Origin of the sequence: Rheinheimera sp. (assembly GCF_020217005.1) — a bacterium.
Taxonomy (GTDB): Bacteria; Pseudomonadota; Gammaproteobacteria; order Enterobacterales; family Alteromonadaceae; genus Pararheinheimera.
In genome coordinates this window covers 1-18,004 of the sequence record NZ_JAIWOI010000143.1, presented here as the reverse complement: position 1 = coordinate 18,004, position 18,004 = coordinate 1, and the positions used below count along the sequence as shown (strand labels likewise).

Annotated in this window: 18 protein-coding genes; 14 read left to right on the top strand and 4 right to left on the bottom strand. The window is 45.9% G+C overall.

Going from position 1 to position 18,004, the window contains the following annotated elements; genetic code table 11:
- The first annotated feature begins 229 nt into the window (after positions 1–229).
- From LDL40_RS07040 to LDL40_RS07015, 6 genes are all read left to right on the top strand, one after another.
- A complete protein-coding gene (locus LDL40_RS07040; protein ID WP_300994504.1) occupies positions 230–535 on the top strand; it encodes a hypothetical protein in 306 nt (101 codons plus the stop codon).
- A 108-nt stretch (positions 536–643) separates the two neighbouring features.
- On the top strand, positions 644–1,639 hold the full coding sequence (locus LDL40_RS07035; RefSeq protein ID WP_300994503.1) for a sulfite exporter TauE/SafE family protein: 996 nt from the start codon (positions 644–646) through the stop codon (positions 1,637–1,639).
- Between the two features lie 59 nt (positions 1,640–1,698).
- Entirely contained in the window at positions 1,699–2,442 is a 744-nt protein-coding gene (locus LDL40_RS07030; protein ID WP_300994502.1) for an SDR family oxidoreductase, read from the top strand.
- Entirely contained in the window at positions 2,439–2,918 is a 480-nt protein-coding gene (locus LDL40_RS07025; protein WP_300994501.1) for a DUF2878 domain-containing protein, read from the top strand. Before LDL40_RS07030 ends, LDL40_RS07025 begins: the two co-directional genes overlap by 4 nt.
- Positions 2,911–3,426, top strand: a complete 516-nt coding sequence (locus tag LDL40_RS07020) for a chalcone isomerase family protein (RefSeq protein WP_300994500.1) — start codon at positions 2,911–2,913, stop codon at positions 3,424–3,426. Before LDL40_RS07025 ends, LDL40_RS07020 begins: the two co-directional genes overlap by 8 nt.
- 517 nt (positions 3,427–3,943) lie before the next feature.
- Positions 3,944–6,757 (top strand): TonB-dependent receptor, encoded by a 2,814-nt coding sequence (locus LDL40_RS07015; protein WP_300994499.1) that lies wholly within the window; start codon positions 3,944–3,946, stop codon positions 6,755–6,757.
- A 104-nt stretch (positions 6,758–6,861) separates the two neighbouring features.
- On the opposite strand, the gene LDL40_RS07010 is transcribed toward LDL40_RS07015, so the two are convergent.
- On the bottom strand, positions 6,862–8,169 hold the full coding sequence (locus tag LDL40_RS07010) for an alkaline phosphatase (protein ID WP_300994498.1): 1,308 nt from the start codon (positions 8,167–8,169) through the stop codon (positions 6,862–6,864).
- A gap of 16 nt (positions 8,170–8,185) precedes the next feature.
- On the opposite strand from LDL40_RS07010, the gene LDL40_RS07005 reads away from it, so the two are divergent.
- The 7 genes from LDL40_RS07005 (at position 8,186) to LDL40_RS06975 (ending at position 15,552) form a co-directional block, all read left to right on the top strand.
- Positions 8,186–8,368, top strand: coding sequence for a hypothetical protein (locus LDL40_RS07005; protein WP_300994496.1), 183 nt, complete (start codon positions 8,186–8,188; stop codon positions 8,366–8,368).
- Between the two features lie 65 nt (positions 8,369–8,433).
- The gene (locus tag LDL40_RS07000; RefSeq protein ID WP_300994495.1) at positions 8,434–9,033 is read left to right on the top strand and encodes a Slp family lipoprotein; all 600 of its coding nucleotides are present in this window, start codon (positions 8,434–8,436) and stop codon (positions 9,031–9,033) included.
- 10 nt (positions 9,034–9,043) lie between these two features.
- Entirely contained in the window at positions 9,044–9,856 is an 813-nt protein-coding gene (locus LDL40_RS06995) for a class I SAM-dependent methyltransferase (RefSeq protein WP_300994505.1), read from the top strand.
- The gene (locus tag LDL40_RS06990; protein WP_300994494.1) at positions 9,856–10,695 is read left to right on the top strand and encodes an alpha/beta hydrolase; all 840 of its coding nucleotides are present in this window, start codon (positions 9,856–9,858) and stop codon (positions 10,693–10,695) included. The genes LDL40_RS06995 and LDL40_RS06990 overlap by 1 nt, the downstream gene beginning before the upstream one ends.
- 424 nt (positions 10,696–11,119) lie before the next feature.
- Positions 11,120–12,778, top strand: a complete 1,659-nt coding sequence (fadD, locus tag LDL40_RS06985) for a long-chain-fatty-acid--CoA ligase FadD (RefSeq protein WP_300994493.1) — start codon at positions 11,120–11,122, stop codon at positions 12,776–12,778.
- A gap of 105 nt (positions 12,779–12,883) precedes the next feature.
- On the top strand, positions 12,884–14,029 hold the full coding sequence (gene rnd, locus LDL40_RS06980) for a ribonuclease D (protein ID WP_300994492.1): 1,146 nt from the start codon (positions 12,884–12,886) through the stop codon (positions 14,027–14,029).
- A 155-nt stretch (positions 14,030–14,184) separates the two neighbouring features.
- Complete coding sequence (locus tag LDL40_RS06975) at positions 14,185–15,552, top strand: DUF4397 domain-containing protein (RefSeq protein ID WP_300994491.1); 1,368 nt, start codon at positions 14,185–14,187, stop codon at positions 15,550–15,552.
- A gap of 65 nt (positions 15,553–15,617) precedes the next feature.
- On the opposite strand, the gene minE is transcribed toward LDL40_RS06975, so the two are convergent.
- From minE to minC, 3 genes are read right to left on the bottom strand one after another with little or no spacing between them, the layout of a single operon-like run.
- Positions 15,618–15,878 carry a cell division topological specificity factor MinE gene (gene minE, locus LDL40_RS06970; RefSeq protein WP_008900582.1) on the bottom strand — a complete coding sequence of 87 codons (261 nt, stop codon included), beginning with the start codon at positions 15,876–15,878 and terminating at the stop codon, positions 15,618–15,620.
- A 4-nt stretch (positions 15,879–15,882) separates the two neighbouring features.
- A complete protein-coding gene (minD, locus tag LDL40_RS06965) occupies positions 15,883–16,692 on the bottom strand; it encodes a septum site-determining protein MinD (RefSeq protein WP_300994490.1) in 810 nt (269 codons plus the stop codon).
- 12 nt (positions 16,693–16,704) lie between these two features.
- Positions 16,705–17,406, bottom strand: coding sequence for a septum site-determining protein MinC (minC, locus tag LDL40_RS06960; protein ID WP_300994489.1), 702 nt, complete (start codon positions 17,404–17,406; stop codon positions 16,705–16,707).
- Between the two features lie 141 nt (positions 17,407–17,547).
- Between minC and LDL40_RS06955 the strand changes: the two genes are divergently transcribed.
- A complete protein-coding gene (locus tag LDL40_RS06955; protein WP_300994488.1) occupies positions 17,548–17,826 on the top strand; it encodes a YcgL domain-containing protein in 279 nt (92 codons plus the stop codon).
- The last annotated feature ends 178 nt before the right edge of the window (positions 17,827–18,004 follow it).

Below are 18,004 nucleotides of genomic sequence, written 5' to 3'. Positions count from 1 at the left end.
GACTTAGGGTCTTGAGGCGTCGTCCTTGCAGATGCAGCGGCGTTGACTGCGCCTTCTCGCCCCGGTCACATAGGTGAGCTATGCTCCCGGGGTCTCGAAGCCTGGTCGCCTTGCTGCAACAGCAATGACTTAGGGTTTGAAGATTTAGATACTGTTGAATAAAAAGCGACTTGGCGAAATTTTTCATCAAGTTATACTGGCACCACATAAAGGCGAACTCACAACAGTTATGTCAATAGCCGTTAGCCGCGATGTACCCAAGAGTCCCAATGTTGGGCTGGTATTTCAGGGCAACAAAACCAAAGCCGTTGAGGCCGAACCGCAAAGTAACACTGCACTGGTACCCTCAGGTACTGGTGTGCGTACTGACGCTCAGGCTTTGTCCATGCTGGATGAACAAGAAGCGCAGAAACGCACCATGTACGACCAGCCTAAGCAGCGTAATCAGCAAGCTTTAGATGCCTACGAAATGTTAGCCAATCAGGAAAAACGTGAAAAAGTTCAGCAAATGTTTAGTCTGGATTTGTACGCTTAACGCATAATTCCTCAGCAAAACAACAGCTTTAAATTTCATAACAACAAAATCGGTGAAACTGGTTTAGTTGTGCTTTATGCTGTCTTCCTCTTAAAAAAACGGATATGGATGATGTTCGAAAGCAAAGTGTTCCGGCTTTGGTTTGTTGCCGCTTTGATGCTGTGGTTCGTGCTTTTTTACCAGTTTAATCAGCTGAGCTTTTTACTGGAACATTGGTATTACCCGGCCATTATGGTCGCCGGAGCTTTTGTTGCCGGAGTGACTCCCGAAGGCGGCGGTGCCGTCGCTTTTCCAGTGTTGAATATTTTTCTTAATATAGACCGCATTATGGCGCGGGATTTTAGTTTGATGATCCAAAGTATTGGCATGACCAGCGCCAGTATTTATATCCTAAGTCACAAAGCCAATGTGCTAAAAACCTATAAGCCTCTGCTGGTCTTTATCCCTGTGGCTTTTGCTGGTTTTGTGCTTGGGATGCAACTGCTGCAACAACTGCCTGTGTATATCATGCAGGCGCTGTTTTTAAGCCTGATCACCAGTTTTGCAGTGGTGTACAGCTTTGGTAAACACAGAGGCAGCCAGGCCTTGTTAAACCTGAATAACCCCATGGACTTTGTTCTGTTGTTGTTGATGTTAGTGGCAGGTGGTATGTGTGCCAGTTTATTTGGCACTGGTGCCGATATTATTTTATATACCTTGCTGGTGACGCGTTTTCGGATGCAGGAAAAAGTCGCTACTCATATGAGTATTATGTTGATGGCCGCAATCAGCATACTGGGTTATGGCTATCGGCATTTTGTGGATCAGGAGTTAACAGCTTATCAGGTGCAAACCTGGTTATGTGCTTACCCTGTGGTGTTATTGATGGCACCATTAGGTGCTTATGTACTGCATCGTATCAATAAAGAAATTATGCTGTACGCTATAGCTGTATTAAATGTTGCCCAGTTATTGTATTTCCTCTGTTATAACCCCTCGCTGGATAAGCTGATTTGGGCTAGTGTTTTTACCCTGCTGTTGTCTACCGGCTTTTATCTGCTTATCCGTAATTTGAGTCGCAAGGTTGTACCTCAGGTTCTGCATGAGTTAGCTGGATCTCATTAAAAGATCCAAGGGCTGACATAGTTCGTATACACAAACATCATCCCTAAGAGTTTGTGTTTATGTCCCGTTATTGTTTAATCACTGGTGCCAGCTCCGGTTTAGGTCGCGAGCTGGCCATTCAATATGCAAAAGACGGCTGGCAGGTAATAGCTGTGGCGCGTTCAGTGAACGCATTAAACCAGCTGCATCAAGAGTACAACTCTATTCAGGCCTTCCCTTTAGACCTGACTAACACTGAACTTTTCAGCTCTGCTGTAAGTCATTTGGCTGAGCAAATCCCCGCTTTAGATTTAGTTATTTTAAATGCCGGCAGTTGTGATTATGTCGACGTGACCGAGCTGCCATTAGAGATTTTTGAGCGGACTATGGCACTGAATTTTCAGTCTGTGGTGACAGCTGTGAAGTTGTTATTGCCGTTATTGCAAAAATCAGAGCTTGCTACTTTAGCTATCGTCAGCAGTCTGGCTCATCTTTTTCCTTTTACCAAAGCTCAGGCTTATGGCGCCAGTAAAGCCGCTCTGAGTTATTTCGCTGATAGCTTGAGGGTGGACTTAACTGACTTGGGAATCCGGGTTTGTTTGATTGAACCTGGTTTTGTCGACACGCCATTAACGCAAAAAAATGATTTTAAAATGCCTTTCCTGTTAAAGGTAGATGAAGCGGCCACACGTATCCGCCTTGGATTGCAAACTCAGCAGCAACGCATACGTTTTCCGAAACGGCTGGTGTGGAGTTTGCACTTACTTAATCTGCTGCCTTATTCACTGCGCTGCAAAGTTGCATCTGGTATGCGTCAATCATGACAGCTATGAACTGGTTCGCACTCATAGGCTTTAAATTAAGTTGGTTTGCGTTGGTGCTATTTCAAAACTTATTACTTTTTCCGGTCTTGCTGTTTGTATGCTGGTCTTTATGGCGTGCGAATCAGGCCGAGCGATTAGCCTGGTTAGGCCTGGCAGCAACAGGTATAGCGCTGGACTCCGTATTGCAATACTTTGGCGTGTTAAGTTTTAGTGGGGCTGGCTGGCTACCGCTTTGGATGCTGGCTTTGTGGCTGGTCTTTAGTCTGGTGGTGGTTCAGGTATTTTCGGCTTACTTACAGAACTATTGGTTAGCGGCACTTATTGCTGCTGTGTCTGGTCCTATGGCTTATCTGGGCGGAGCTGCTTTAAGTGGCCATATGTATGTCAGCAGCACAACAGAAGCTTATGCTGCCCTGGCAGTTTGCTGGGCTTGTTATGGCGTTTTATCAGGGTGGAGCCGGAAGTTTTATGCGTAAAGTACTGATAATTTCTTGTTTTTTTTCCAGTTTTATAGCTCTGGCTATGCCAGATAATGTCAGGTTGGTAGGACAGGGCCAGTTCAGTTATCTGTTTTGGGATCTGTATCAGGCCAAATTTTACACTGCAGATGGTCGCTGGAGTAGTTACCAGCAGAGTGCACCTTTGGTATTAGAACTGACTTACCAACGCGACATCAGTAAATCAGATTTTATTGAAGCTACGGTTGACCAGTGGGAGCATTTAGCCGGCTCTGTGACAGATCAACATAGAGGGTGGGCAAAACAGCTTGATAAGCTTTGGACTGATGTGAAAAAAGGTGACCAGTTAAGCTGTGTATTGATGCCTGACAGCACAGTGCAGTTTTATTTTAACGACCAACTGCTGGGAACTATGGCGGATCCGGACTTCGGCCCGGCGTTTTTAGATATCTGGTTGTCGGAGAAAACCTCAGCGCCAAAATTAAGAAAACAGCTGCTGCAAATTTCAGCGCAGAATGGAACCTGAGCCGGTCTTAGAGTCATATTTTTTTTCCTTGTAGAATGAACCCCGCGTTTTTCTTGGCTTGTACGGGGTGTCTACTAATTTAGATAGTGGTAATTTTCATCCTGTTTACTTCGGTTTTTTTACAAGATTGTAAAAAAAGCCATTTTAGCTTATTTAAGCAGCGCCGAAATTTTCACCAGTTGACTTTTGCTCCGCAAAATTGTTTTTAGTAAACAACCAGATAGCTTCTTCATTTTGTTCCTTTGTCCTGTTTTAGCATCTCTGTGCTTTGATTGTTTTGCACTCAAAAATTTATCTTGTTGATTTTTATCAATAAATTAACAACGCATCCATTTGCGGCAGATGCCAGTTAACTCAGCTGTTTGCCGCCTAAAAGCCATTGACCCAGATAAAAAATAACATTTATTATCCGCCGCCGTTTTGGGGAAGCCCCAAATCAGGCGTGTTGTAGCTTCAATCAGCATCCAGGTTGATTGCCGTAAAACAGAGCCACTACGCAGTGGCCCAGGGAGAAAAAATGTTTGTAAGTAGTAAGTTGTCAAAAGCAGTTGGTTTAGCTGTCGCTTTTGGCGCTGTGTCAGGCGTCACTTTTTCCGGTTCAGTACAAGCTCAGGAAACTGACAATGTAGAACGTATTCAGGTTACAGGTTCAAGTATTAAACGTACTGATGTTGAAGGTGCATTACCGGTACAGGTACTTGACCGTGCCGCTATTGACCGTTCAGGTCTGGCTACAGCGGGTGACTTAATCCAATCTATTCCTTCTATGCAAGGTTTCACTACAGACGGCGACTCTGTTGGTGGTGGTGGCGGTGGCATGAAAACCGCTTCTTTACGTGGTTTGGGTTCTGACTACACACTAGTTTTAATTAATGGTCGCAGAATGGCACCTCGTGGCTCAGGTTCGACAATAGACCTGAACTCTATCCCATTAGCTGCTATTGAGCGTGTTGAAGTACTGACAGACGGCGCATCTGCTCTGTACGGCTCAGACGCTATCGCTGGTGTAGTGAACTTCATCACCAAAGATGACGCTCAGGGTGTGAACCTTTCTGCCCGTTACAACAAGCCAGAAGAAAAGAATGGTACCAGCGATAACTTCTCTATCACTGGTGGTTTAGGTGATTTTGATGCTGACGGCTACAACGTGCTGCTTTCTTACAGCCGTGATTCACAAGAACAGTTGAAAGCGACTGACCGTGAATTCTCTAAGACGGGTATTATTCCTTTTACATTAAACAACAAACAATATTACTACGTTGCAGGCTCGCCAAACGCTATCCCTGCCAACGCCCGTTATGTTTACACTGATGCCACTGGCAAATCAGTGACTTCAGCGGTATTCAACCCTTACCAAAAGCAAAACGGTGCTTGTGCTGCTGATAACTTTGAAGCCTCAGGTTTATGCCAGTTTGACTACACCACTACAGTAGAAATTCTGCCTGAAAGTGAGCGTGATTCATTGATGTTGGGCGCTGATCTTGCTCTGAATGACGACACAAAACTTTTTGCTGATGTAATGTACTCTGATTTCTCTCAGACCACTCGCATTGCTCCTAACGCAACGGGTTTCTTTCCTTTAGCAGCAGATTCAGCTTTAGCTCAGCAATACGTGATGCCTTACGTGGATCCTGCTCATGTGGGTTCAGTGACTTCTGTTCAGGCTCAATGGCGTGCCTTACCACTGGGTGGCCGTGCTACAGAGTGGAATACGAAGTCAACTCATATCGTGACTGGTGTTGAAGGTGTGTTGGACACTATTGATTACTCAGCCGCTTTCACTTATTCAAAGAACGACACTGACGAGAACATCGCAGGTGGTTACCCAATCTTTGATAAATTCATGGAAGCTGTGAGTTCTGGTTTAGTAAACGTATTTGATACTCCGGATAAAATCAGTGCTGAAGGCCTGAAAGCACTGCAGGATTCTCAGTACTACGGTAACTGGAGCAACGATACGACTGAAGTGAAAGGTGTTGATCTGAAAGCTTCAACTCCGGTTTACGAACTGCCAGCCGGTGATATCTACATTGGTACTGGTGTTGAGTTCCGTAACACCCACTATGTAAGTTCTCTGGCTGATGCGAATAAGCAGGATCTGCTGTTAGGCGCTAACATTGGTTCAGAATACGATTTAAGCCGTGACAACTACGGTGGTTTCTTAGAAGTGATAGTTCCAGCTCTTGAGAACCTGGAACTGACGGGGGCCGTACGTTATGACAACATAGGTGAAGTGACATCTGACTTCGTATACAACGAAGACGGTATCGCAGGACCGGGCAGCTATAAAGTTAACGATTCAATGAACGACACAACCTATAAGCTGGCATTACGTTACAACGTGACTGACGACTTATTAGTTCGTGCTTCAACTGGTACTGGCTTCAAAGCGCCTTCTATGTTGGATTTAGGTCAGCCTAAAGTTGAATTCGGTGTAACAAGCAGCCCGTACTCTTGTCCGTTTGCTGGTACTTCAGATCCACTGGCTGAAATATGTAGCCCGTCTCCACAGCAGTTTGAAGCTTTCAGTCAGGGTAACCCGAACTTAAAACCAGAAGAGTCTGAGCAGTACACTTTAGGTTTTGTTTACGCTCCTGATAACAACTTCAGCTTCAGCATGGACTACTGGAACATTGAACTGACTAACCTGGTTACTTCTGTGACTGAGTCTCAAATCGTGAACAACCCGGTCCGTTACCGTGATCTGTTTACCACTAAGACCAACAAAGCCACAGGTCAGGAAGAACTGGCGATCATTTTTGCCAGCGTGAACGTAGGTCAGTCAATCAACAAAGGTATCGACTGGGACTTAACAGTAGGGAATGACTTATCTTTTGGTCGTTTAACTTCTACTCTAGCCGGTACCTATGTATTGGATAGCAAATACACCCGTCCTGGTACTACGGATGACTGGATCAGCAGCTTAGGCCGTTTTGGTGATGACAACGAAGTGGTGTTCAGAACTTTAGCTAAGTTCAGCAACACTTTAACTCATGGTGATTTCACCCACAGTGCTATCCTGAACTACCGCAGTGGTTATGAAGATCAGGCGCAATATGCCGCTTCACGTACTGTACGTTTAGGTTCAGTGACAGGCGCTGGAGCTGACGTTCAATTAAGTGTTCCGTCTTATGTCACTGTAAACTACCAGACTAAGTACCAGGCAATGGATGCTTTGGGCGTGACTTTTGGTATCAATAACCTGGCCGATCGTGCTCCTCCATTATCTTTACGTACTGGCGGTGCTGGTCACCAGGTAGGTTTCGACCCACGTTACACTGACGTGTATGGCCGTACTTTCTATTTAGGCCTGGATTACAAGTTTTTGTAATTTGAAGTAAGTAGAGGGTCTGATGTAGAACCAGCCCTACACAAAACAAAACCCCACTGCATGCAGTGGGGTTTTTATTCGTCTGAATGCGCTTGAGCTTAGTATTAGTTTTTCTGCTGAATAAACTGGATTAGTTTGGCCGCAATTTGTGTATTGTCCTGAAAACCGGCAAAAATTTGTTTTTCGGCGCCGTACGCCAGTACTGGCACATCAACTGCTGTGTGGCCTCCGCTGGTCCAGCCCGTTGTCGAATGATGATCAATGCGTTGTTTCACCGCTTTAGCCAGAGCATCTAAGCCTTGGCTACGAGCCTGGTTGAGCAACTGCTGTTCATCTGCTTTGAGCTCAATAGCGGTCAGCCCCAACCATGCTTGATACAGCACTTTCTCATCTTTCAGGGCTAACAGCTGACCAGCAATGTAGTCGCCTGAATGTTTAACCTTTTTGATCACATCCCGTTTCCAGCTGTAATTACCTTTTGCGCCTAAAGACAAACCTCCGGTTTCATGGTCTGCAGTCACTACCAGAATAGTGTCAGGGTGACTGTCGACATAAGCTTTTGCTACTTTAATAGCTTCGGCAAAATCGTGCATTTCAGCCATAGCGCAGGCAATATCGTTAGCATGGCCGCACCAGTCAATCTGGCTGCCTTCAATCATCACGACAAAACCTTTTTCAGCTGGAGTTAACAACTCCAGTGCTTTTTCAGTCATTTGTTTCAGTGGCAAAGGTTCAGGATTATCCAAAGCACTGACAAAGCCCTTAGGAGCAAATAAGCCTAAAGCCGGCACTTTGTTTAAAGATTTCAGTCCTGTCCAGCTGTCGGCATACTGATAACCAGCTTGTTTAAACTCCTCCACCAGATTGCGGTCTTTGCGGATAAAGTAGCTGGTGCCACCGCCCAGCATTAAATCGGCAACAAGCTGGCCATTCACTTTATTGTCTATGTAGTCGTCCGCGATCTGATCATAGTTTTGACGGCTTGGATCGTGCGCCAAAAAACCGGCAGGTGTGGCATGGTTTATTTGCGCTGTCACCACCACGCCGGTTTGCATTCCTTTGGCTTTAGCGATTTCCATCATGGTCGTCAAAGGTTGATGGTCATGATCAACTGCGATAGCGCCGTTGTAAGTTTTAAAGTGGCTGGATAAGGCGGTGGCCGCCGCCGCAGAGTCTGTCACTACTGTATCGTCGTCCGGATACGTGCTGGCGTTACCTATCCACAACTCATCAAATACCGTGCGTTCAACGACTTTAGTGTCCGGATTATCCATATAGTAGCGGTACGCTGCTAAATAAGCCGGACCCATACCATCACCGATCATATAAATAATATTTTTTGGTGCGGCAATTGCAGAGAGAGACGTCGAAGCAAAGCAGGCGATGCTGAGTAAAGTTAGTTTTTTTAACATAGGTAAAGCTCTGTGAATGGCTGAAAGTCTGGTTGTACCAGAGTCTGTAGGAAAGCTTATCTTACGTCAGTGGCTAAAATATGACAAAACTGTAAATAGTCTAAAAGCGACCAACAGACGTAAAAGCGGGATTGAAAGAACTAAAGCTAAAACTTTAGATATAAGTATTGCGGACCTGATCAGCCATGGCTTAGAGTAAGAATGGAACTAAAGCTGATACACCTTATCTAACAGGCCGTGTAGCTAACGAGGTTAAGAAAAATCATGAGTAAGAAGTTTGTAGTTGTTGCTTTGAGTCTGATGATGTTGGCTGGTTGTGCCAGTTACCCTGAACAGGTTCGTGTTGCTGACAATGTGGCTTTAACCAGCTATGAAAATGCAGTGCAGCAGAATATTGATTTTGGCACAGCGCGCTGGAGTGGTGTCATAGCTGAAATCAGTAATAAAGCAGAGCAAACGCGCCTTGAAGTGGTTTACTTCCCATCAGGCTCGAACGGACGTCCAGCGGTGTCAGATCAAACGAAAGGGCGTTTTGTCACATATATCAAAGGTTTCTTAGATCCTATGGTGTACCAGCGTGGTAAATCTGTCACAGTGCTTGGCGAGCTGACCCGTTCTGAAGTGGGAAAAGTGGATGAATATGAATACCGCTACCCTGTGATCAAAGACGCCACAGTATACTTGTGGCCAAAACTGGAAGAAAGGATTGAAGTGGATACCTGGCCTATGTTGCGCCCATACCCTTATCCTTATTACTGGGGTTATGGCCCAGGTATACGTGTTCGTACTGTCACTAAACCTCATTCGATAACACAAGGCCCAGTTCATGTTGACAATAATAAACAGAATAAAGTGCAACCTTAATTTGATTGTAATGTCCGCTGCGCTCTGTAGCGCAGCAGCTGTAGCAGAAATACCGGCAGCAGCGGATTTAACTGCATTAGCGCAACACTCGTTCCGCTCCGCCGAGGACAAAGCGAGAAACCAGTATCGTCATCCGGTCGAAACCTTGACCTTTTTTGGTATTAAACCCACCATGTCGGTGCTGGAAATTTGGCCCGCCCGTGGCTGGTATACCGAAATTCTGGCGCCGTATTTAAAGGATCAGGGCAAGCTTAGTATTGCTAATTTCCGGGTTGATGATGGCACTATGCAGGACGACAGAAAGATATTCTGGAGTCGTATCAGCGAAAAACTCAGCCAGCGCATTCTGAAACATAAAGAGCATTTTGGTCAGGTTCAACAAACTGAATTTGATCCTCCTGCTTATATGTATCTTGGGTCATCCCGTCAGTACGATATGGTATTAAGTTTCCGCAATGCCCATATCTGGAATGAGCAGGGCTATTTACTTGATGTATTCCGTGCAGTGTTTGACGTGCTCAAGCCAGGTGGTGTTTTTGGTATAGTGGAACACAGAGCCAGTCGGGTTTCCGAAATCTCCAGTTCTGCCGTCGAAGGTTATCTGGACGAATCTTATATCATCGCTGTCGCAGAACAGGCTGGTTTCACGTTGCAGGCAAAATCTGAGATCAATGCCAATCCCAAGGATACTAAAGACTATCCAAAAGGCGTTTATGCTTTACCTCCAACCCTGGCAATGGGCACTGTGGATCGCGAAAAATACCTGGCAATTGGTGAAAGCGACCGCATGACTCTTAAATTTGTTAAGGCCGCCAGTCAATAATGCAAGATGTTGAGTTCTCTCTGCCTGCTTTGACTCTGGCTGGCTGGCAGAAGGGCCCCACAAGTAGCAAGGTTACCTTGTGTTTGCATGGTTGGCTGGACAATGCGAATAGCTTTTTACCTCTGGCGGCTCACCTGCCGCATCTGAATCTGATCGCAATAGATTTACCTGGTCATGGCCTGTCACAACATCGCAGTGCTGATGCGCATTATCACTTTTTAGACTGGATCTACGATGTTGCGACTTTGATTAAAACTGCTGGCTGGCAGCAGGTAGATATCATTGGCCACTCAATGGGGGGCATGATTGGTTCTGTACTTGCTGCTGTAATGCCGCAGATGGTACGCAAATTAGTATTGATAGATAGTCTGGGTCTGGTGACAGGGGATGCAGGTAAAATCACCGAACAAGTCCGCACTGCAATACATCACAGATGGCAAAGTCCACTAAAGCAGAAACCTGTGTACAGCGACTTGCAAGGCGCAGCTTTGGCACGGCAAAGTCAAAGTGATTTTGATTTGGCGACAGCCCTTATTCTGGCAGAACGTGGGACTAAGCCCTGTACCTCAGGCCTGACCTGGTCCGCAGATATGCGCTTAAGGGAGTCTTCTGCTTACAGACTATTGCAGCCGCAGGCAATGCAACTGTTAAAAGATATCCATTGTCCTGTGCTCGCTTTAATGGCCAGCGATGGCCTTCACATGATGCAGCAGGCAAAACAACTATATCTGGAGTGTTACCAGCAACTGGAACTGAAAGAATGCAGTGGCGGCCATCATTGTCATATGACTCAACCTGAACAAACGGCTGCAGCTATAGCCCAATTTTTACTGTCCTGATTGTTTTATGCTCTGCAATCCTGCAGAGCCCCCTTACGGGCCAGCTAAAGCTGTTAAAAATCGTTCCTGACGATTTTTTATGCTCTGCAATCCTGCAGAGCCCCCTTACGGGCTAGCTAAAGCAGTTAAAAATCGTTCCTGACGATTTTTTATGCTCTGCAATCCTGCAGAGCCCCCTTACGGGCCAGCTAAAGCTGTTAAAAATCGTTCCTGACGATTTTTTATGCTGTTATAGTCGGGACCAGAGTTGCTGATTCCGCGGACAATTGTGAAATGAAAGCAATTATGGGATGATGCTGGATTAGAGTAAAAACTCAGTGACTATGTCAGATACAGTTGATGTCTGTGCAAAGGTCTGAAGTACTAACTATAACTACTACAACTACTATAACTAAAAAATAATAAATACCACGAGGAGAGGACAGTGGATCGAGCCTGGTCAAAAAATTACCCTGAAGGCGTTCCGGTTGATATCAACGCCGATCATTACGCATCATTACTGGAAGTTTTTGATTTAAGTATCAAAGACTACGCCGACAGAACTGCCTATATCAATATGGGCAAAAGCATCACTTATGCAGAACTGGACCAGTTAAGTCTGAAATTTGCTGCTTATTTACAGCAGCAACTGGGCTTGAAAAAAGGTGATGCTGTGGCAGTGATGATGCCCAACCTATTGCAATACCCTGTGTGTATTCTAGGTATTTTGCGTGCAGGCTGTGTAGTGGTCAACGTCAATCCGCTGTACACACCTCGCGAATTACAGCATCAACTGCTTGATTCGCAAGCCAAAGCTATCGTCATTGTAGAAAACTTTGCTCATACTTTGTCTGATGTGCAGGATAAAGTGAAGCTGGATCATGTGATCCTGACTCATATGGGCGATATGTTAGGCATGATCAAAGGCACTATAGTGAATCTGGTCGTCAAGCATGTGAAAAAACTGATCCCTGCTCATAATCTGACCAAATATGTCACCTACAAGCAGGTTATAGCGTCTGGCAATGCTGCAGCCTATAAAAAACCTGCAGTAGTAGGTGAAGACTTAGCCTTTTTACAGTACACAGGTGGAACTACAGGTGTATCCAAAGGCGCTATGCTGACTCACCGCAACATGGTTGCCAACCTTGAGCAGGCTGACGGCTGTATTGGTCCTCTGTTAACTCACGGCAAGGAATTGGTTGTCACTGCTTTACCGCTGTACCACATCTTCGCTTTGACGGCCAATTTCCTGGTCTTTATGAAGTATGGCGGCACTAACCTGCTGATCACTAACCCTAGGGATATGCCCAATTTTGTCAAAGAACTGGCGAAGTATCCATTTTCTGTGATCACGGGTGTGAATACGTTGTTTAATGGCTTGCTCAACACTCCTGGTTTCGCTCAGCTGGATTTCAGCAATATGAAGCTGGCTTTAGGTGGTGGTATGGCTGTGCAACGCCCTGTTGCTGAACGTTGGCAGAAAGTGACTAGCACCCGTTTAGTTGAAGGCTATGGTTTAACAGAATGTGCGCCGCTGGTTACTGTCAGTCCTTATAATTTACCCGCGTACAACGGCAGTATAGGATTTCCGGCTCCATCCACTGACATCAAGCTGGTGAATGATGATGGTACTGAGGTTGCAGCTGGCGAAGCCGGTGAAATGTGGGTTAAAGGCCCGCAAGTCATGAAAGGCTATTACAACAGACCAGATGAAACAGCGAAAGTACTGAACGCTGAAGGTTGGTTAGCCACAGGCGACATTGCGCGGATGGATAACGACGGCTTTTTCTACATAGTGGATCGTAAAAAAGACATGATTTTGGTCTCAGGCTTTAATGTCTATCCAAATGAGATTGAAGAAGTTGTGGCGATGAACGACAAGGTGCTGGAAGTGGCGGCTATTGGTGTGCCAAACGAGGCGACTGGTGAAGCTGTGAAAATTTTTGTCGTGAAAAAAGATCAAAGTCTGACAGATATTGAATTGATTCAACACTGTAAGGAACGTTTGACGGGCTATAAAGTGCCGAAGCTGGTAGAATTCCGTTCAGAATTGCCAAAAACCAATGTGGGTAAAATCTTAAGGCGAGAGCTGAAAGGTTAATCCAGAAAAACCGGCTTTGGCCGGTTTTTTGCTAATGGCCCAATGTAAAAGGCGCGGCACTTTTGCCAGAGTGCAGAACTACATACAGTGAATCAAGGATCTCAAATGACGTATCAGCTTATTACCTCCTCTTCTGCTTTAGCTGCATTTTGTGCGAAAGCCGCCAGCGCTGAAGTTTTAGCTGTTGATACCGAATTTGTCCGTCAGACTACTCTGAGCCCCAAACTTGGATTAATTCAGCTGTTTGACGGCAACCAACTGGTATTGGTTGACCCTCTGACTATCGACGACTGGAGCTCGTTGCAGCAACTTTTTGCCAATCCGGCAGTTTGCAAAGTGGTGCATTCATGTAATGAAGATTTGGAAGCTTTAGCGACCAAAGACTTATTGCCTATGTTGCCTTTGATTGACACTCAGCTTGCGGCAGAATTGGTGGGCTGGGGCGGCAGTCAGGGCTACGCTAAACTGGTACAACGAGTTTGTGCAGTAGAGCTGGATAAAAGTGAGTCTCGTACCGACTGGATAGCCCGGCCTTTATCTGTGTTGCAACTTGAATATGCCGCCAAAGATGTGGAGCATTTATTGGATGTGTATCAGGCACTAAAAACTGAGTTGATAGCTAAAGGACAATTTCAGTTGTTGCTTTCAGAAGGGGAGCACTTAATTAGCCGCCGCGGTTTTGGCTTACCTCTGGCCTTTCGTCATCTGGAGCTAAAAAACAGTAATTTGCTGACGCCCCGTGAGCTGGCCATTTTGCGTGAATTAGTGATTTGGCGTCAGGACTATGCACAGCAACATGATATGGCCCTTGGCTTTATCTTTAAGGATCATCATTTACTGGACATTGCCAAACGCCGCCCGGGCAGTCTGGAATCTATGTTTAATATTCCCGAATTACCTGGTCGTGAAGTGCGCAGGCATGGCAAAACCGTTTTGGCGTTAATTGAAAAAGCCAAGGCGTTAGCTTTGGAGCAATGTCCTGTAGCTTTTTACCACACTGACGTATTTCAGGGGTTTAAAGAGGAGATGCAAAAGATTACCGATGGAATTAAAGCTGCGGCTAAAGCTTCAGGTATTCCGGCTGAGTTTATGGCAGTCCGTCGGCAAAGCACAGAATATTTTAACTGGTGCTGGCGTGTGAGTGATGAAGACAGAGCTCAATTGCCGCTGCCTGAGTTCTTACGTGGCTGGCGCCGTGAGGTTTTGCTTGGGTATTTACCTGTTCCCGATCATGTGAAGTCACTGATCTAACCTTTCAGTTCTGACGTACTACGACGCCATTTTTATTGCGGTTTAGCCTATTTTTTAGGCTAAACACTGTGGTTTTTTTCACAAATCTGCACTGAACCCAGAAAAAAATAGTTACGTAACCCTTTTGCTACATCAATAATCAAAAGGGTAATAACATGATGAAATTGACAATGAAGTCGCTCGCAATGGGCGCGGCCTTTTTATTAGTCGGTTGTAACAACTCCGATAATGATCTTCCCGCTATACCCGAAAAACCCACCAGTGTGTCAGTGAAAGTTGTGCACGCGGTTTCGGACGCTCCTGACGTATCTGTCAGTCGAACTAATGGAGTTGTGATCCCCAATCTGGCTTTTGGTGCTGTAGCTACTCCACTGGTAGCCAGTCCAGGTGATTTTAAATTAGCGGTAGATGCTAAGTTGCCCGGCGGTGCTACCGCCCGAGTGATACCTGAAACCACGCTGGCGTTAACAGAAGCCACTGATTATGTAGTATTTGCCGCTGGTAAAGCTGCCGATAGCAGCATCGAACCCATAGTAGTATCTTTTCCTCAAACAGCGGTCAGCAGCGGTAACGCGCGCTTGCGGGTTGTGCATGCTGCGGCATCAGCTCCTACAGTGGACGTGCATTTAACCGCCCCAGACGCGACCTTATCCTCAGGTACAGTGGCAGCCACCCTTGAGTTTACTGGCGCTACCGGAGATGTAACAGTGCCAGCCGGTGACTACAGAGTCCGGATTACCCCGGCAGGGAATTTAACCACAGTGGTCTATGACTCAGGTACTGTCGCACTAGCTTCCGCTACCGATTTCACCATCGCTGCGTTGGACAACAGGTTCGCCGGAGCATCACCTGTCTCTTTGCTGGCTTTGGCGCAGGGCGGAAATACTAGTCTGGAGCTACTGGATGTAAATTCGGTCGCATCAGTGCGGGTTGTTCATGATGTGTCCGATGCGCCAGCAGTTGACGTATTAGTTAACAATGCAGTTGCTGTTAACGCCTTAGCCTTTCCGGACTTTACCGATTATGCAGCGCTGACACCTGACACCTACAATGTAAAAGTGGCCGCCGACGCAGATAATTCTGTGGTGGTTATTGATGCAGATTTACCGCTTAATGCTGGCTCTTATTACACAGTGCATGCAGTAGGTTCTTTGACAGAAGGCAGTATTGAGCCTTTGGTTGTAGAGGATAACCCGCGTCGTATCGCGACTGCAGCGCAAATCCGTGTTATCCATGGTTCAAGCCTGGCAGGGCCGGTTGATATTTATCTGACAGCCGGTTCAGACATTTCTGCTGCAACAGCAGCGCTGAGCAATGTGCCTTTCAAAGCTGACTCAGGTTATGTGCAGGTGCCGGCAGGTGATTATTTTGTCACTGTGACACCGACAGGCAGCAAAACTGCGGCTATTGGGCCTGTGGCCATCAGCTTAGATGCAAATAAGATCTATACAGCAGTAGCTCGCGATGGAGCTGGGTTAACAGCGGATTTGGGTTTGATCCTGCTGGATGACTTTAACAACTAACAAATAAAAATGGGGTCAGATCACATTAGTTACGCATAACTAATGTGATCTGACCCCATTTTCAATTACTTTTTATCGTCTGGGAAAGTGACGTTTAATTCCAGCACAGAAAGTTCATCGGAACTTTTCTCCAGCGAGACTGATACCTGATCATCCGCAATATCAACATACTTACGGATCACAGCCAGAATATCGCGTTCCAGCTGAGGTAAATAATCCGGGCTGTTGCGTCTGTTGCGTTCATGAGCAACGATAATTTGTAACCGCTCTTTGGCTGTCGAAGCGGTATTTTTTTTCGTTGAACGGAAATAATCCAATAACGACATTCGCTTAGCCTCCAAATATACGTTTCAGCAAGCCTTTTTTCTCAACATTCAAGAAACGGAAAGGCACGTCTTCGCCAAGCAAGCGGGCGACCGTATCTAAATAGGCCTGACCAGCGTCGCTGTCCTGATCCAAAATAACAGGCTGACCTGAGTTCGACGCGTTTAATACCGCCTGAGATTCAGGGATCACACCCAGCAGTTTAATTGCCAGAATTTCGCCTACATCTTCCACACTCAACATTTCGCCTTTGACGACACGCTCTGGGTTGTAACGGGTTAACAGCAAGTGTTCTTTAATACCTGGCAGACCTTGTTCGGCGCGGCGTGATTTGCTGCTCAGCATGCCTAAAATCCGGTCTGAGTCACGCACTGATGACACTTCCGGGTTCGTCACTACGACAGCTTCATCAGCAAAATACAAGGCCATCATAGCGCCAGACTCTATACCCGCAGGAGAGTCGCAGATGATGTAATCAAATTCTTCCGCTAATTCGTTTAGAATGCGTTCCACGCCTTCCTTGCTCAACGCATCTTTATCGCGGGTTTGAGAAGCGGGCAGAATAAACAGCGTTTCGATACGTTTATCTTTGATCAAGGCCTGTTTTAAATTAGCTTCACCATTAATCACATTGACGAAGTCGTAGACCACACGTCGCTCGCAGCCCATGATCAAGTCCAGGTTTCTTAAACCAATATCAAAATCGATAATGACGGTTTTAAAGCCGCGCATCGCAATGCCTGTACCTATAGCCGCGCTTGACGTAGTTTTGCCTACGCCACCTTTACCTGATGTAACAACAATGATTTTTGCCATCGCAAAATATCCTTAAAGCAAATCTGCTAAAACCAACTTATCGTCCTGCAACCCGATGCAAGCCGACTTACCCCAATATTCGCCTTGCAGACTGTCACTTAACCAGTAACTTCCGGCTATGGAGATCAGTTCAGCTTCCAGCTTGTGACAAAACACGCGTTTTTGATTATCCCCGGCAGCTCCGGCTATGGCTTTGCCACGCAGTGTACCGTAAATATGTATATTGCCATCGGCTATGACTTCAGCTCCGGCACCTACAGTACCACGGATCACTAAATCTGCACCTTTGGCATAAATTTGTTGGCCAGAGCGGATATTTTGCTCCACCACTTTAGTTTCCATCACCGGAGCTGCAACAGCAGCTTCAGTTTTGACTTCTTTTTCTTTGCTTTCTTTAGCCGGCGTTTTGCTTTTGCTCAGCTGTAATGACGCCAGGCCAGCGGCTTGAGCCATTTTTTTCAGTTCAGCTGAAGCACCACAGACGCCTACTAACACCAGCTCAAGTTCTTTAAAGACTTGTGCAATAGCTTCAAAATCAGGAACCTGAGTAACAGACTCAACATTAATCACCACAGGTGCGCGGTAAAAAAAGGCAGGAGCTTGTGCCAGTTTTTGCTGCAACTGAGTTTTTACTGCAGCTGCAGACAGATCCTGACAATACAACACAGACAGTGGAAACAAACTGCCTTTTAATTCAAAGGAATGATCAGACATAGCTCAAAATGCGCACTTTATTATTTGTTTAATGACGGCAAAAATTCGTGCCAGCCTTTATTTGCTTGGTACGAAAGGCTGGTGCTTCATGTTATAGTTTGCGCCCCTGTTAGGCAAGTTAGTAAGAGTAGTTTTTGTCCTATGTTATGTGTTGTTTATAAAAGTCCTAAGTTGGACCAAACCTATTTGTATGTATTGCGCCGGGATGATTTTAGCGCCGTACCTGAAGCCTTACTTAACACCTTTGGTAAACCACAACTGGTGACCTTGATTAATCTGGCAACAAAAAGCAAATTAGCCCATGCAGATATCGAAAAAGTCAGACATCAGCTGACAGAGCAAGGCTTTTATTTGCAGCTTCCTCCACCACCGGAGGATTTATTGAAGGCACATAAAGAGAGCCAGCAACACAAGGAGTAACAGATGAAGTTGACTCAAATCGCAGTTTTTGTGCTGAGTAGCCTGTTGGTCGCCTGCACAAGCACAGTGTCTGGCCAGGCTCAGGCCAAAGCGGAAGCTGTCAAAGCTGCGCCAGCTGCACAAGAGAAAAAACAGGCTAAAGCCGCTACTGCAGTTGCAACATCGACTGCACAAGCCG